This window comes from Furfurilactobacillus curtus (assembly GCF_045862785.1).
Classification (GTDB): domain Bacteria; phylum Bacillota; class Bacilli; order Lactobacillales; family Lactobacillaceae; genus Furfurilactobacillus; species Furfurilactobacillus curtus.
This window is the reverse complement of sequence record NZ_BQXO01000001.1, coordinates 594,684-608,348: the sequence shown is the minus strand read 5'-3', so window position 1 is coordinate 608,348 and position 13,665 is coordinate 594,684. Positions and strand designations below refer to the sequence as shown.

The 13,665-nt window shown below is 44.7% G+C and carries 12 protein-coding genes, 18 tRNA genes and 1 rRNA gene; 28 read left to right on the top strand and 3 right to left on the bottom strand.

All coding sequences use genetic code 11. The features are described 5' to 3' along the window. Window positions 1–79: 79 nt before the first annotated feature. The 20 genes from rrf to ACKTR2_RS03095 all read left to right on the top strand — a co-directional run bounded on the left by rrf (window position 80) and on the right by ACKTR2_RS03095 (window position 3,082). Window positions 80–196, top strand: a 5S ribosomal RNA gene (rrf, locus tag ACKTR2_RS03190). A 5-nt stretch (window positions 197–201) separates the two neighbouring features. Next, a tRNA-Val gene (locus ACKTR2_RS03185) sits at window positions 202–274 on the top strand. An 8-nt stretch (window positions 275–282) separates the two neighbouring features. Then, window positions 283–355, top strand: a tRNA-Lys gene (locus tag ACKTR2_RS03180). Window positions 356–389: 34 nt separating this feature from the next. Beyond that, window positions 390–462 (top strand) — tRNA-Thr (locus tag ACKTR2_RS03175). A gap of 21 nt (window positions 463–483) precedes the next feature. Further along, window positions 484–555: transfer RNA gene (locus tag ACKTR2_RS03170), tRNA-Gly, on the top strand. A 17-nt stretch (window positions 556–572) separates the two neighbouring features. Further along, window positions 573–658: transfer RNA gene (locus tag ACKTR2_RS03165), tRNA-Leu, on the top strand. A 6-nt stretch (window positions 659–664) separates the two neighbouring features. Beyond that, a tRNA-Arg gene (locus tag ACKTR2_RS03160) sits at window positions 665–738 on the top strand. Window positions 739–763: 25 nt separating this feature from the next. After that, window positions 764–837: transfer RNA gene (locus ACKTR2_RS03155), tRNA-Pro, on the top strand. Window positions 838–867: 30 nt separating this feature from the next. After that, a tRNA-Met gene (locus ACKTR2_RS03150) sits at window positions 868–941 on the top strand. 20 nt (window positions 942–961) lie between these two features. Continuing rightward, window positions 962–1,035, top strand: a tRNA-Ile gene (locus ACKTR2_RS03145). Window positions 1,036–1,068: 33 nt separating this feature from the next. Next, a tRNA-Ser gene (locus ACKTR2_RS03140) sits at window positions 1,069–1,160 on the top strand. Between the two features lie 18 nt (window positions 1,161–1,178). Then, window positions 1,179–1,252: transfer RNA gene (locus ACKTR2_RS03135), tRNA-Met, on the top strand. Window positions 1,253–1,256: 4 nt separating this feature from the next. Further along, window positions 1,257–1,330, top strand: a tRNA-Asp gene (locus ACKTR2_RS03130). 4 nt (window positions 1,331–1,334) lie between these two features. Further along, a tRNA-Phe gene (locus tag ACKTR2_RS03125) sits at window positions 1,335–1,407 on the top strand. A 15-nt stretch (window positions 1,408–1,422) separates the two neighbouring features. Next, window positions 1,423–1,496 (top strand) — tRNA-Gly (locus ACKTR2_RS03120). Window position 1,497: 1 nt separating this feature from the next. Then, window positions 1,498–1,571: transfer RNA gene (locus ACKTR2_RS03115), tRNA-Ile, on the top strand. Window positions 1,572–1,580: 9 nt separating this feature from the next. Next, a tRNA-Ser gene (locus ACKTR2_RS03110) sits at window positions 1,581–1,668 on the top strand. A gap of 36 nt (window positions 1,669–1,704) precedes the next feature. Further along, window positions 1,705–1,777: transfer RNA gene (locus tag ACKTR2_RS03105), tRNA-Glu, on the top strand. Window positions 1,778–1,794: 17 nt separating this feature from the next. Further along, a tRNA-Met gene (locus tag ACKTR2_RS03100) sits at window positions 1,795–1,868 on the top strand. 209 nt (window positions 1,869–2,077) lie between these two features. Then, window positions 2,078–3,082 carry an FAD:protein FMN transferase gene (locus ACKTR2_RS03095; RefSeq protein ID WP_407882563.1) on the top strand — a complete coding sequence of 335 codons (1,005 nt, stop codon included), beginning with the start codon at window positions 2,078–2,080 and terminating at the stop codon, window positions 3,080–3,082. 233 nt (window positions 3,083–3,315) lie between these two features. Here the strand turns inward: ACKTR2_RS03095 and ACKTR2_RS03090 are convergent, their stop codons facing one another. Beyond that, window positions 3,316–3,819, bottom strand: coding sequence for an antibiotic biosynthesis monooxygenase family protein (locus ACKTR2_RS03090; protein ID WP_407882562.1), 504 nt, complete (start codon window positions 3,817–3,819; stop codon window positions 3,316–3,318). 101 nt (window positions 3,820–3,920) lie between these two features. Between ACKTR2_RS03090 and ACKTR2_RS03085 the strand changes: the two genes are divergently transcribed. From ACKTR2_RS03085 to pepF, 5 genes are all read left to right on the top strand, one after another. After that, window positions 3,921–4,661 (top strand): MBL fold metallo-hydrolase, encoded by a 741-nt coding sequence (locus tag ACKTR2_RS03085; protein ID WP_407882561.1) that lies wholly within the window; start codon window positions 3,921–3,923, stop codon window positions 4,659–4,661. A gap of 321 nt (window positions 4,662–4,982) precedes the next feature. Next, a complete protein-coding gene (spxA, locus tag ACKTR2_RS03080) occupies window positions 4,983–5,390 on the top strand; it encodes a transcriptional regulator SpxA (protein ID WP_407882560.1) in 408 nt (135 codons plus the stop codon). Window positions 5,391–5,583: 193 nt separating this feature from the next. Beyond that, window positions 5,584–6,333, top strand: coding sequence for an adaptor protein MecA (locus ACKTR2_RS03075; RefSeq protein WP_407882559.1), 750 nt, complete (start codon window positions 5,584–5,586; stop codon window positions 6,331–6,333). 132 nt (window positions 6,334–6,465) lie between these two features. After that, a complete protein-coding gene (locus ACKTR2_RS03070) occupies window positions 6,466–7,494 on the top strand; it encodes a competence protein CoiA (RefSeq protein ID WP_407882582.1) in 1,029 nt (342 codons plus the stop codon). 76 nt (window positions 7,495–7,570) lie between these two features. Beyond that, a complete protein-coding gene (pepF, locus tag ACKTR2_RS03065) occupies window positions 7,571–9,373 on the top strand; it encodes an oligoendopeptidase F (RefSeq protein WP_407882558.1) in 1,803 nt (600 codons plus the stop codon). A gap of 162 nt (window positions 9,374–9,535) precedes the next feature. Here the strand turns inward: pepF and ACKTR2_RS03060 are convergent, their stop codons facing one another. Further along, complete coding sequence (locus ACKTR2_RS03060; protein ID WP_407882557.1) at window positions 9,536–10,159, bottom strand: DsbA family protein; 624 nt, start codon at window positions 10,157–10,159, stop codon at window positions 9,536–9,538. 364 nt (window positions 10,160–10,523) lie between these two features. Between ACKTR2_RS03060 and ACKTR2_RS03055 the strand changes: the two genes are divergently transcribed. From ACKTR2_RS03055 to ACKTR2_RS03045, 3 genes are read left to right on the top strand one after another with little or no spacing between them, the layout of a single operon-like run. Then, the gene (locus tag ACKTR2_RS03055) at window positions 10,524–11,195 is read left to right on the top strand and encodes a GTP pyrophosphokinase (RefSeq protein ID WP_407882556.1); all 672 of its coding nucleotides are present in this window, start codon (window positions 10,524–10,526) and stop codon (window positions 11,193–11,195) included. Next, entirely contained in the window at window positions 11,192–11,995 is an 804-nt protein-coding gene (locus tag ACKTR2_RS03050) for an NAD kinase (protein ID WP_407882555.1), read from the top strand. Before ACKTR2_RS03055 ends, ACKTR2_RS03050 begins: the two co-directional genes overlap by 4 nt. Then, window positions 11,995–12,897, top strand: coding sequence for an RluA family pseudouridine synthase (locus tag ACKTR2_RS03045; RefSeq protein WP_407882554.1), 903 nt, complete (start codon window positions 11,995–11,997; stop codon window positions 12,895–12,897). The genes ACKTR2_RS03050 and ACKTR2_RS03045 overlap by 1 nt, the downstream gene beginning before the upstream one ends. Window positions 12,898–13,003: 106 nt before the next feature. On the opposite strand, the gene ACKTR2_RS03040 is transcribed toward ACKTR2_RS03045, so the two are convergent. Further along, complete coding sequence (locus tag ACKTR2_RS03040) at window positions 13,004–13,651, bottom strand: copper homeostasis protein CutC (protein ID WP_407882553.1); 648 nt, start codon at window positions 13,649–13,651, stop codon at window positions 13,004–13,006. Window positions 13,652–13,665: the final 14 nt, after the last annotated feature.

Sequence of the window (13,665 nt, the reverse complement as noted above, 5' to 3'; positions counted from 1 at the left end):
TCGAGGACTTAACCACGAAGTGGTGGTCCGGTTAAGATAAAAAGAATCAGATTCAGTTTTGAGTGGGTAACCCTCAGAGTGTGGTGATGATGGCACGAAGGATACACCCGTTCCCATGCCGAACACGGAAGTTAAGCTTCGTCGCGCCAAGAGTAGTTGGGGGATCGCTCCCTGCGAGGGTAGGTCGTCGCCATGCATTTTGGAAGATTAGCTCAGTTGGGAGAGCGTCTGCCTTACAAGCAGAGGGTCACAGGTTCGAGCCCTGTATCTTCCATTTTTGATGAGCCGTTAGCTCAGTTGGTAGAGCATCTGACTTTTAATCAGAGGGTCGACAGTTCGAGACTGTCACGGCTCATTGCCCTTAGAGGGTAGTGAAATTTTCGGTTAACGCCGACTTAGCTCAGTTGGCAGAGCATCTGTCTTGTAAACAGGGGGTCGGAGGTTCGAATCCTCTAGTCGGCATTGTACCATTTATATATTTATGCGGAAGTAGTTCAGTGGTAGAACATCACCTTGCCATGGTGGGGGTCGCGGGTTCGAATCCCGTCTTCCGCTTTGCCAATTTCTATAATGCCGGGGTGGCGGAATTGGCAGACGCACAGGACTTAAAATCCTGCGGTCAGTGATGACCGTACCGGTTCGATCCCGGTCCTCGGCACTTTTTGCACCCATAGCGCAACTGGATAGAGTGTCTGACTACGAATCAGAAGGTTGTAGGTTCGACTCCTACTGGGTGCATTGCAGAGTAATCTGCGTAGTATTTCGGGAAATAGCTCAGCTTGGTAGAGCACCTGGTTTGGGACCAGGGGGTCGCAGGTTCGAATCCTGTTTTCCCGATTTATAAATAGCTTGTTAGTTATTTATGATCGCGGTGTAGCTCAGCTGGCTAGAGCGTCCGGTTCATACCCGGGAGGTCGAGGGTTCGATCCCCCCCGCCGCGATTGGTACTTATGGTGAACTTGGACCTTTAGCTCAGTTGGTTAGAGCAGACGGCTCATAACCGTCCGGTCGTAGGTTCGAGTCCTACAAGGTCCACTATTAAGTGGCCGTATGATCATTACATTATATGGAGGATTACCCAAGTCTGGCTGAAGGGAACGGTCTTGAAAACCGTCAGGTGGGTGTAAGCCCACGCAAGAGTTCGAATCTCTTATCCTCCTTTCATCATTTACTATTATCGCGGGGTGGAGCAGTCTGGTAGCTCGTCGGGCCCATAACCCGAAGGTCGTTGGTTCAAATCCAGCCCCCGCAATTTTGGTCCCATGGTCCAGTTGGTTAGGACGCCTGCCTGTCACGCAGGAGATCACGAGTTCGAGTCTCGTTGGGACCGTTATGGCTCGGTAGCTCAGTCGGTAGAGCAATGGATTGAAGCTCCATGTGTCGGCAGTTCGATTCTGTCCCGCGCCATTATAACCATGTTATGCGGGTGTAGTTTAGTGGTAAAACCGCAGCCTTCCAAGCTGCTGTCGCGAGTCCGATTCTCGTCACCCGCTCCATGGGCGCATAGCTCAGCTGGTTAGAGCGCACGCCTGATAAGCGTGAGGTCGGTGGTTCGAGTCCACTTGTGCCCACTTGGTTTTGGGGAAGTACTCAAGTGGCTGAAGAGGTGCCCCTGCTAAGGGTATAGGTCGCGAAAGCGGCGCGAGAGTTCGAATCTCTCCTTCTCCGTTGGTAGTAGGTAGTTTTAGATAGTTTATTAATGTTGACCCCTTGGTCAAGTGGTTTAAGACACCGCCCTTTCACGGCGGTAACATGGGTTCGAATCCCGTAGGGGTCATTTTAAGTTTATATTATCGCGGGGTGGAGCAGTCTGGTAGCTCGTCGGGCCCATAACCCGAAGGTCGTTGGTTCAAATCCAGCCCCCGCAATTATAAAAGCCTGCCTATTTGGTAGGCTTTTTTGTTGAGCTCCGTCAGCTAGTGATGTGATGCCTGGGACCTAGTCGAGACTTGTCATTCGGTCGAATTGCCAACGTTCAAGTTCTCCGCTAACGCTCGCCATATTCGGCTCGCTGTGCTCTGTGTCTTTAGTGCTTTTAATGACTGCTAATAACAGTTTATGAGAGAGGCGAACGTTAATGGATAAACGAATTCAGTCAGCTTGGGGACCAACCCAAGCCATTGATGGGGTGGCAGACTATCGGCAAGATGAGCAGTTTCATGCACTGGGAACGAATGTTCAATTGAGTATCTTTGGCGCCAACCAACGTCAATGGTTAACGAAGGCCCACGAATTAGTCATTAACTACGAAGACCAATTGACCGTGAACCGAAACACCTCAGAGGTTATGGCGATTAATCAGGCAGCTGGAAAGTATCCTATCCAAGTGTCAGACAGCACTTACCGCTTGATTGAGCTTGGCGTAAAAGCGAGCTTAGAAAAGAGTGGCTTTAATATCGCAATTGGCCCATTGGTTAAATCATGGCAAATCGGTTTTGCCGATGCCCATCGACCTTCACCAACTGATATTGATGCCGCCTTGGCGCTAATTGATCCCCAGAAGATACATTTAGATGCTGGCAACCGGACCGTTTATTTGTCACAGGTGGGCATGAAACTTGATTTGGGAGCAATCGCTAAAGGTTATATTGCGGACCGTATAAAAGACTTGTGGATGGCTGTGGGTATTTCAGCTGGATTGATTAACTTAGGTGGAAATTTATTGTTTGTGGGAGCTTCCCCCCATACTACTGATCGTGCTTGGCGAATTGGGGTTCAAAACCCATGGGCCAGTCGAGGAGAGCCACTTGCTACAGTCAATTTACCGGCTTGTTCAGCGGTGACTTCTGGCATTTACGAACGCCATTTGACAGTTGGACAACATGACTACCATCATATTTTAGATTCTCAGACAGGCTATCCTTTCGAAACCGATTTGGCGGGGGTGACGGTCTTCAGTCGTCATTCCATTATTGGTGAGGTTGAGTCGACCCGGTTGTTTTTTGCTGGTAAAGCACCACAAAATTGGTTGCAAGAGCATCCAGATTGCCTAGGTGCAATTTTTGTTAACCAACAGCATCAGGTCGAAATTGTTGGGCTTGATCCAGCAATCGTGAAGCTTAATCAAACAGATTCACAGTGAAGCCAGTGGACTTGTTGGTGAGCTTCACTCAATAAGCTGGCGATACACGTCAAAAAGAGTCTAGAACAAAACTGAAATCTAAATTTCATTTCCAATATAACTAGCCAAAATACGGGACATAAGTCAAGCGACTCCGCCTAAAAGCGAACCTAAAATGATGAATAAACCATCATCATTCGCAGTTTGCCCTTAGAGCTCGTCACTTATCGACTTATGTCCCGCTCTCGTTTTTGTTACTTATTTAAATTAATCGTATTGTAGGATGTCTCACGGAAATTATACTGAGACTGCTTATAGAATGGCTTAAAGGAACTAAATGAGTCGCTGGCGATCCACTCATGGTATGCGTTGACATGATCCCAAATCGATAACAGGACATATTCGCTGGTGGCTCGTCGATTTTGTAAAAGCAGGAAGCGTTGTAAACCAGGAGGGGTGGGTTGGTCAAAAAAATGATCAACGCTGGCGCGTAAAATTTTTGTGTGATCTTCGTCCAATTGCAAATTCAAGAATGAATAAAAGGCGTTCGCGTCACCAGCTGCGGGTTGTTTATCGGCAAGTATCTCAAAACGAATCGGATTTGAAAAAACATTTGGTCGTTCGCTCAAGTCCAATAACATAAGGTGAGCAACGCCACTTGTCTCCGATAGTGAGATCAGGCGATTTTGTGGATTGGAATCCTGAATCTTTTGTAAAATTGGTTTGGTACCAAATGCTAATGTAACTTCATTTGCCATGGGACTACCTCCATCTTTGGATACCCTAATTATAGGTAGTTGCTGGTTGTTCTGCAAAATAAGACGCTTACAATAAGTGAAGAAAGTGAAGGTGAAGAGCTGTGAAATTAACAATATTAGGTTATTATGGCGGTTATCCATTTAATGGCGGCGGCACTTCAGGTTATTTGATCCAATCCCAAGGCTTCAATCTAATGCTTGATGCCGGTAGTGGTACATTATTAGCCTTACAGAAGGTTTTGGACCCCTTACAATTGGATGCATTGTTACTTAGCCATTATCATCAAGATCATATTGCCGATGTGGGTGTATTGCAGTATGAGTGGCAATTGCAAACTGGTCCCCGTAAGCAGGACGTTTTGCCGATATACGGACACATGGAAGACCCGCTGAACTTTGCCGCTTTAACTTGGCCCGCGGCCACCATTGGAAAAAAATATGATCCGAATAGCGCTCTAGAACTTGGTCCTTTCGTCATCACATTTTTGCGAACCATTCATCCAGTGCCAACATTTGCAATTCGAATTGTGGAAAAGAAAACAGGATCTGTACTGGTTTACACGGCTGATAGCGCCGCAATGCCAGCGTTAAATGATTTTGCCGCCAAGGCAAATGTCTTAATGGTGGACACGAATTTTTTTGCTAATCGAACTGGACAATTATGGCATATGACAGCTCCACAAGCAGGACAACTTGCCCATCAGGCGCAGGTGAAAACATTGATATTAACGCATTTACCCCAGATCACCTCATTTGAGGAGTTAAAACAGCAAGCATCAACTAAGGCCGGAGCCGCCATTAAGGTGTTAGTCGCGGCAGATGAAAAAAATATAGAAATTTGATAAAAGTGGTGCTATTTCACTTACAAAAAGAAAGCAAAGTTCAATGATAACAAGGATTTGAAAACTTTTTCATCATTTTTTATTTATTATAATGATACGTTTTTTTGATATGTGTACCACAAAAATAAAATACGATATTAGATAATATGTATTTTATTTTTGCTTTAAATGAACACTTATTAAATTTAAGACTTTTATCAATCCGCTGGTTAAGGCGAACATTTGTTTGAAAAAGACTTTTCTTTTGATGACTTTCGCTGTACAATATACACATTGAATGAAACTTGTCATTCAAAAGGTGAATTAAGGGGGACGACAAATATGAGTAACCTAGTTACGCTCTATACCTCGCCAAGCTGCACGTCTTGCCGTAAAGCTCGCGCATGGCTTACTGAGAATAATATTCCTTTTACTGAACGGAATATTTTTGCCGAACCACTCTCAACTGATGAAATTAAAACGGTTCTCCGAATGACCGAAGATGGAACTGAGGAGATTATTTCGAAGCGTTCCAAGATTTTTCAGGATCTACACATTGACCTCGATGATCTTCCAATGAACCAGTTGATTGATTTGGTTCATGAGAACCCTGCGCTGTTACGCCGACCAATTATTATGGACGATAAGCGACTCCAAGTCGGTTATAATGAAGACGAAATTCGTCGTTTCTTGCCTCGCGACGTACGAGCGCTTGAATTAGCTGAGGCACAGCGGTTGGCTGATCTTTAAGCTAAGTTTGATGATTGATTTGCAAGCGACCCGATCTATGGGATAATATCTATAGATCGGGTCTTTTTATTATCCTGACGCCGGAGCAACGATTGTCTTAATTATGGTTGCTTAAACTTTACTTTACGACACAGAAGACTAAAATGTTGATAAACATTAGGGTGGAATTCCTGTCGCGAAAGGGGTGTTTCGCATGGAAATGGAACGGATTAACGAAAACACAATTCGCGTTCTAATCGGTAACGATGATTTGTCAGCTCGCGGCATTACCGTGCTGGATTTGTTGGGTAATCATCAACAAATTGAAAAATTCTTTTATAGTATTCTTGAAGAAGTGGATGAGGATCATCAATTCCAAGATAATGATGCGGTTACTTTTCAGGTTTTACCAAACCGCAATGGCTTGGAATTATTCATCAGCAAGAATGTTGGTGACGATGCTGATGATGATTTTGATGATCAAGGGCCAGAGCTAAATGGTTCTGTTGATTTTGACAGTGCTAGTACGGATCAGGTGTCAGATTTTCTTAGACAGCAATTACAAGGTCGTGACGATATTGATGATTCGCGCCGCACTGAACTCAGTGAAGACAGCCACGATCAAGCAGACGACCCTGATGATTTAAAGGGTATGGTTGATAACCCCGACGTTCCTACTCGGGAAGTGGTTTTACGATTAGGAGATTTTGAGGATCTAGTTGCGATCGCTAAAGTGCTTCGCCTAGAAGGTGGTCTGTCGAATCTGTATAAGTACCGTAACCAATTTTATTTGGAACTGGTTTTCTTTACGGATCAAACTTCGCCAGAAACAATTAAGGATGATGTTGCGGTTGCACTGGAATATGCCAACAAGACGACAATCACCGGCGATGTTCTTGCAGAACATGGTGAGAAAGTCATGGATACGTCCGCATTGGAACTTGCTCGTCACTATTTTAAATAAGCAAATGTGTTATCAACCGATTGAGGCGGTCAATTTACTTGACCAATTTGATCGGCTTTTTTCGTGTTATTTTGTCTGTCTGTCGTATGTATAAGATGAATTCTCTATTAGAGGGGGCAGACAGACGTGTTAATGGCACAAATAGGCATCAATGGACAATTAATCTCAGCTAATCAAGATTCGAACGAAAAAGTCGTTTGTCCAGGATGTCTTCGCCCAGTTGTTCGGCGGGCGGGTTCAATTCGACAGCCTTATTTTGCACACTTGCGACATCAAAGTTGTGATAGCCTAGCTGAAGGGGAAACCAGTGAACATTTAACAGGCAAAATTCAACTTGCCCAGTGGTTTAGTCAACAGGGAGCCACAGTATCAATTGAAGAACCATTGCTAAAATTACATCAACGGCCTGATTTACTTATTAATCATCGTCTAGCAGTTGAATTTCAATGTAGCCCAATTAGTAATCAGCGATTAAATGAGCGTCAAATTGGCTATGATGGTGGTCATTATCAACAGTTATGGCTTTTAGGATCACCGTATCAAAAGAAGTTCCAGTTGCACCTCACTAAAATTGCTAAATTTATTGTTTTCCATCCATGCTACGGGGCCTGTGTATTGTTTTGGTCGGTCGCTCATCAGTGTTTGGAAGTGCGTTTCAATATCGGCATTATTCCGCTATGTCCAGTAGTCTCACAACGTAAGCGGTTTAAACGTTGGCACGACTGGCGTCAGTTTTGGCAGATGACAACGGTGTCGAAACATTTTAACCAGGGTGAAGTTTCAGCAAAAACACATCGCCACCAGCGTCAGCGATTACAGTGGGGCTTGATTCATTATGATGCACAAACATTGCGATGGCAGGCTCAATGCTATCAAGCTAAAACATTGTTACAACGACTACCAGATTGGGTATTAGGAGACCTGGTCGAACCACCGGCTTTCATCCAAAATGAGCTTAGTTGGCGGATCCCACTATATCTTTGGTGGCGGGCCCATCCAACAGCTAGTGAGCGACAATGCCAGTTTGCGTGGACAAGGATTGTGTCCCCACAGCTTTCTTGGCTGCCTAATCGACAATTGGCCGAAAAACAGCAACGACAGCGGTTAATTAAACTGAGATTTCAACATTTTTTTAGCTTGAATCATCAAAAGCAACTGTAAAGTTCGCGAACGAAGGCAAAAGTGTGATAATGTAAAAAAATGATTAGAAAAGTGTGGAGATAACGGAGGTAACTAAATGGCAGATGTTAAACAATTACCCACTCGTGATGAAGTTCCAGTTAGTTTAACTTGGGATTTGACAGCAATTTTTCTTGATGAAGCCGCTTGGGAGCAGGCGTATGTGCGCGTTGAAACAGAATTAACTCAATTCGATCAATATCATCAGCACTTGGGCGATGGACCAGAACAATTATTGGCTGCAACTCAAGCTTTACTTTCAGTGTGGCAGCATTTAGAAAGAATTGATGTTTATGCATCTTTGTTACAGGAACAGGATACGAGTAATCAGGCTGCCCAGGGTTTGGCGGCACGGGCTGATGATTTGGTTGCCAGGGCTGGTAGCGCATTAGCTTGGTTTGAACCGGAAGTTTTGACGATTAATGAAGATCAGTTACGTGATTGGTTAGCTGCGCCCGACTTGGCTGTCTACCAACATTTCTTTGCGGACATCAATCGGGCTCGTCAACATACATTGCCAGCGGACCAAGAATCATTATTGTCTGGTGCAAGTGATATTTTCAATGCTTCTGCTAAAACTTTTGGCGTACTTGATAATGCCGACTTGACCTTTCCGGTCGTGAGAGACGAGGAGGGCCATGAGGTTCAGCTCAGCCAAGGAGTCTATGGTGTCTTGTTGCAGTCAACTGATCGGTCAGTTCGGGCAGCGGCCTTTAAGCAACTGTTTCGTGTTTATCAACAATTTCAGAATACGTTTGCCTCGACCTTGTCTAGTACTATCAAAACTCATAACTTTACGGCCAAGGTGCACCATTATGACAGTGCCCGGGCAGCAGCATTGGCTAAAAATAATATTCCTGAGACTGTTTATGAAACATTGGTGGATCAAGTCAATGATCATTTGAGTTTACTTCATCGCTACGTAAGTTTGCGAAAGCGGATCCTGGGCGTTGATCACTTACATGCGTACGATCTTTACACACCAATTACAAGGACTGCGCCATTAACGTACACGTACACCACCGCGCAAAAGGAAGCGCTCGCCGCCTTATCAGTAATGGGGCCAGACTACGTGAGTCACGTTCAGGCCGCTTTTGATCAACGATGGATTGATGTTGTCGAGACGAAGGGGAAGCGCAGCGGCGCATTTTCGTCGGGCGCTTACGACACTAATCCTTACATTTTGCTTAATTGGCAGGATAATTTAGAAGAACTTTTCACGTTAGTTCATGAAATGGGTCACAGTATCCATAGTTACTATACGCGCCATAACCAACCGTATCAGTACGGAGATTATGCCATTTTTGTGGCAGAAATTGCCTCGACAACCAATGAGAATACATTAACGCAATATTTACTTGACCATCATCAAGATCCTGCCACTCGTGCATTCGTTTTAAATCATTATTTGGACGGTTTTAAGGGAACTGTCTTTCGGCAAACGCAATTCGCGGAATTTGAACATTGGCTTCACCAAGAAGATGCTGCCGGACACCCATTAACTGCGCAACGATTGACAGAGTATTACGGTGCTCTGAACCAACGCTATTATGGTCCAGAATTGACGCCGGATCCAGAAATCGCCTATGAATGGGCTCGGATTCCGCACTTTTACTATAACTATTATGTATTCCAGTATGCGACTGGGTTTGCAGCGGCTTCTACCTTGTCGCAGGGTATTACCAGCCAGCAGCCTGGGGCGTTGGAGCGTTATTTAACCTTTTTAAAGGCCGGCAATTCCCAATATCCTTTGTCAGTCATGAAGACCGCAGGGGTTGATATGACGAAACCAGATTATTTAGTCGCGGCCTTTAATGTGTTCGAACAACGGCTGAATGAGCTTGAAGCTATTCTGGGTTGATTCTGATTACAACCCAGCTGTCAGCAATTGGTGACTTTGACTAATCCGCAAGCTAGTGAACGCAAGAACCAGGTTTGGAAACTTCGATGAAAAAAGGTGCCAACAATCAGCTTTATTGGCTAGTTGTTGGTACCTTTTTTGAGGTCTGTACTTTAATTTTGCTTAGAGAATGCGCAAATTTGCTTTTTGTTGGGTTGATTTATTGCTTGAAAAGTTAGCTAATGGACTGTTAGCGGGATGATTGCTAATTTCTAACAAGGTATCAAAGTCAAAATTTTCCATCAATAGGCCACAATCAAAATCATCAACATCGAAAATAACGGTTTCACTAGGATGTTCAATCCCCATTTCAGAGACTAACCGTTGATCGGCACTGAAGGCATCTTCAGCCAGTTTACTGCGGCGGTCTTCGGTGAACATTTCCATGTCTAAGGCTAATTCATGCGCGACTTGTAACCCTAATGCTGGTGTGTAAGTTTCCTCTTGAACCAAAATGTGATCTTGCAAGCGCAGAAAAAATTGGCGACCCAGTCGTTTGCCCTGAAAAGAGGCCGCTTTGTAATCTAAGATGATATGGTAAAGTTGCTCAGCTAGGGCGTTACGCGTAAGGTCTGGATGCTGTGGGTTCAGCCGGTGAAACGTTTCACTGATCGTTTGCAAGTTGACCATTGGTACAAATTGGATTTGTAACTTACGGTGCGTTTGTGCCGAGATCTGGTTAATCTGACGCTCGCAGGTATAACATTGATCACCTAAAGGATTAACAAACAGATAAACTTCTAGCACAGCGAAACCTCCATCAAAATTATGCGATCATTCAACAATTAGTGAATTAGTGATTAAAAGGACACATTCAGGTCGCAGACAAACGTTTGCACATGTCTGCGACCAACAATTGAATTGCAACTGGGACTATCATGCCTGATTCAAAAATAAATGTAAAGAGAAAAGTCTTTTATTGTTTGATATTATTGACTTTGTGTGAGATGTGTCAACAAATAAACGGGTTAATCAATGTAAAAAAATCGGTTTGATTTTCAATTAAGTCCAAGGGCTTCAAACAGAATCGAACAGTGAAGTATGGTAAACTAATCCCAGTCGGATGCGATTTAAGCGCCGATTGATCGCGTTTCCTCCGGGAGGTTTTGAAATGATTGAAGATTGGGATCACTTTTTGCTCCCTTATGAGCAAGCAGTGGATGAATTAAAAATTAAATTGCGTGGTATTCGTCGTCAATATAAAGACGCAGGGCTACAATCGCCAATCGAATTTGTGACTGGACGAGTCAAGCCAGTTGCCAGCATTCAAGAGAAAATGGTTCGCCGGCATGTGGCCGAGGAACGGCTAGAAGATGATATGCAAGATATCGCCGGCTTACGAATCATGTGCCAGTTCGTCGATGATATCTATCAAGTGGTCGATTTGTTGCGTAAACGAACGGATTTGACGATTTTAGAAGAACGTGACTATATTTCTAATGTTAAACCGAGTGGTTATCGTTCCTATCATATCGTCGTGAGCTACCCGGTGCAGATGAAAGATGGCGAGAAAAAAATTTTGGCAGAAATTCAAGTGCGCACGCTGGCAATGAATTTTTGGGCCACGATTGAGCACTCTTTGAATTATAAATATCAAGGAGAATTTCCGCAGGCATTACAGGGACGACTAGAGCGCGCGGGGGAGGCGGCATTTCGATTGGATCAAGAAATGTCCGCAATTCGGGCCGACCTCTCTGAAGTTCAGCCGGAGTCAAAGTCAGATGGAGAGACGGCTGCTCAGCCCTCAGACAGACAATCAGTAGAATCGAGCAAGTTAACATGAAAGTTGCAATTTATAGTTATTATCCACAAGCTACGACTAAAGCGGTTATAGAAAAATTACGAACTGCATTGACACGTGTGGGAATTGAAATTGATGAGGGTCATCCGGAGATTGTATTATCGGTCGGTGGTGATGGTACGCTGTTGTCTGCCTTTCACCATTACCGCGCCCAATTAGCCTCCATTCGGTTCGTGGGTTTACATACCGGACATTTGGGCTTTTATACCGATTGGCGGGATTTTGAAATTGATCAATTAGTGGCCAGCTTACAACGGGATAATGGGGAAAGTGTGAGCTATCCACTGTTAGATATTGACATCACATATAAAGGCGAACAAGAGCCTCACCATTTCTTAGCGTTAAATGAAGCTACCGTCAAAAAGGCTGTTAGGACGCTGGTCTGTGACGTTTATATCAAAGATCAGTTGTTTGAACGCTTTCGCGGTGATGGGTTATGCTTTTCAACGCCAACTGGTTCGACTGGGTACAATAAGTCCTTAGGGGGGGCCGTCTTACATCCGGGTATTGAGGCTGTGCAGATGGCGGAAATTGCCTCGATCAATAATCGGGTGTTTCGAACATTAGGGGCACCGTTTATCATCGGCAAAGACGAGTGGGTCACGTTAAAATCAGAAGATGCGGATAATTTTGCGATTACCTGTGACCAATTTTTAACGCCTGAACGGCTCGTCAAACAAATTCGCTTTAAGGTTTCTGATCAGCGGATTTACTTCGCCCAATATCGGCATACTGCCTTCTGGCAACGAGTACGTGAGTCATTTATTGGAGATGTAGAATAATGGCTTATCCGCTACAATTCGGCTGGAAAAACGATACAGTGCCGACTAAGTTGCGCAACTTTTTGCAACAGCATGGTGTCAGTCATGCGGTTTTAACACAAATTAAATTTCATGGCGGTCAAATGACGATTAATGGTCGGCCAGCTTGGAGTGTTGATGAAGTCGCCATCGGGGATGTAGTGACAATTGTTTTACCACCGGAACCGGCTAATGCGGCGGTGACGATTTCGGATCAACCTTTAAATGTTGTTAAAGAGGACGCTAACTTTTTAATTGTCAACAAGCCAGCTGGGGTTGCTTCAGTACCCGCTCATCACTATGGCAACGATACTTTGGTGAACCGCGCTAAGGGTTACTTCATTACGCACGGGATGCCTTTGCAAGTGCCACATATTGTAACTCGGCTTGATAAGGGGACTAGCGGTTTAGTACTATTTGGAAAACACCACATGGCTCATTCCATTTTAGATCAGCAGTTAAAGGCCCATACGCTGCAAAAGACTTATCTGGCGGTCGTTTCTGGTAGGGGGTTGCCAGATCATGGAGAGATTAAGGCGCCCATCAAGCGAGCACCTGACTCATTTATTAAACGAACGACGGCTTCTGATGGGCAGGCTGCCTACACGGAATTTTGGACTATAAATGAAGGTCCAGAGTGGTCAGTGGTTAAGGTTCGCTTGCATACAGGCCGAACCCATCAGATTCGAGTTCATTTTGCTAGTTTAGGTCATGCGTTAGTGGGGGACGAACTATATGGGGGTATGGTCTTACCTAATCTGAATCATCAAGCGTTGGCTTGCACAGATTTACAGTTCTATGATCCGTTTTCTAGGCAAACCTGGCAAGTACACCAAGATCCTGATGACCAAATCAAGCAGTTATTGCACCAAACTAATGTGTGATGAAATGACCAATAATGATACAAAGCGAGTGGCTGTCAAAATGACAGCCACTCGCTTTGTAGAAATTTGTTTTATTTTTTGAACCGTGTGGCCGAAACTATGAAAGTTAGAAGTCAAGCACATGAGTGCCATGAACTGCTGTGACACCAATGGTCTTTGCTAGTTGGTCGGCATTATTGGTCGTGAGACCACCGCCAGGTAAAATTTCGATTCGGCCGGCGGCGTACTTAACCAATTCTGTGAGGTGATCGACATGTGCTTCGATGGGGGTGTTCAAGGGGCCACCATGGGTTAAAATACGTTCAACACCGTGATCAACGAGCCAATCGAGTGCTGATAATTGGACAGACGTACTTAATTGATCGAACGCCATATGGAAGGTTACACTCATCCCCCCAGCGGCAGCTAGCAATTGTTCCAGTGCCTCAGTGTCGAGGCGGTTATCGGCTGTCAGAGCCCCCAAGGCCACGCCATCGACACCTAATTCTTGTGCGGAAAATAGGTCGGCTTCCATAATTTTAAGTTCAGTATCATTGTAAACAAAATTACCGCCACGTGGTCGGATCATGGTGACCAAAGGCAGATGGTGCTCAGCAGTATACCGTGCGGCTTCACTCATCACGCCACGGCTAACCGTCGTACCACCAACTGCTAGATTGTCATTTAATTCAATCCGATTGGCACCAGCGTTGACGACTGCTGGTAAGTCGGTAAAGTTTTCGATCGCAATTTCTTTAAAAAGTGGTTGAGTCACGCTGATTTTCCTCC

What these genes read in the sequence shown, in the direction of transcription:
- ACKTR2_RS03095 (WP_407882563.1), top strand. Translation starts at nt 2,078, where the DNA reads ATGGATAAACGAATTCAGTCAGCTTGGGGACCAACCCAAGCCATTGAT.
- ACKTR2_RS03090 (WP_407882562.1), bottom strand. Translation starts at nt 3,819, where the DNA reads ATGGCAAATGAAGTTACATTAGCATTTGGTACCAAACCAATTTTACAA.
- spxA (WP_407882560.1), top strand. Translation starts at nt 4,983, where the DNA reads ATGAGTAACCTAGTTACGCTCTATACCTCGCCAAGCTGCACGTCTTGC.
- ACKTR2_RS03075 (WP_407882559.1), top strand. Translation starts at nt 5,584, where the DNA reads ATGGAAATGGAACGGATTAACGAAAACACAATTCGCGTTCTAATCGGT.
- ACKTR2_RS03070 (WP_407882582.1), top strand. Translation starts at nt 6,466, where the DNA reads ATGGCACAAATAGGCATCAATGGACAATTAATCTCAGCTAATCAAGAT.
- pepF (WP_407882558.1), top strand. Translation starts at nt 7,571, where the DNA reads ATGGCAGATGTTAAACAATTACCCACTCGTGATGAAGTTCCAGTTAGT.
- ACKTR2_RS03055 (WP_407882556.1), top strand. Translation starts at nt 10,524, where the DNA reads ATGATTGAAGATTGGGATCACTTTTTGCTCCCTTATGAGCAAGCAGTG.
- ACKTR2_RS03050 (WP_407882555.1), top strand. Translation starts at nt 11,192, where the DNA reads ATGAAAGTTGCAATTTATAGTTATTATCCACAAGCTACGACTAAAGCG.
- ACKTR2_RS03045 (WP_407882554.1), top strand. Translation starts at nt 11,995, where the DNA reads ATGGCTTATCCGCTACAATTCGGCTGGAAAAACGATACAGTGCCGACT.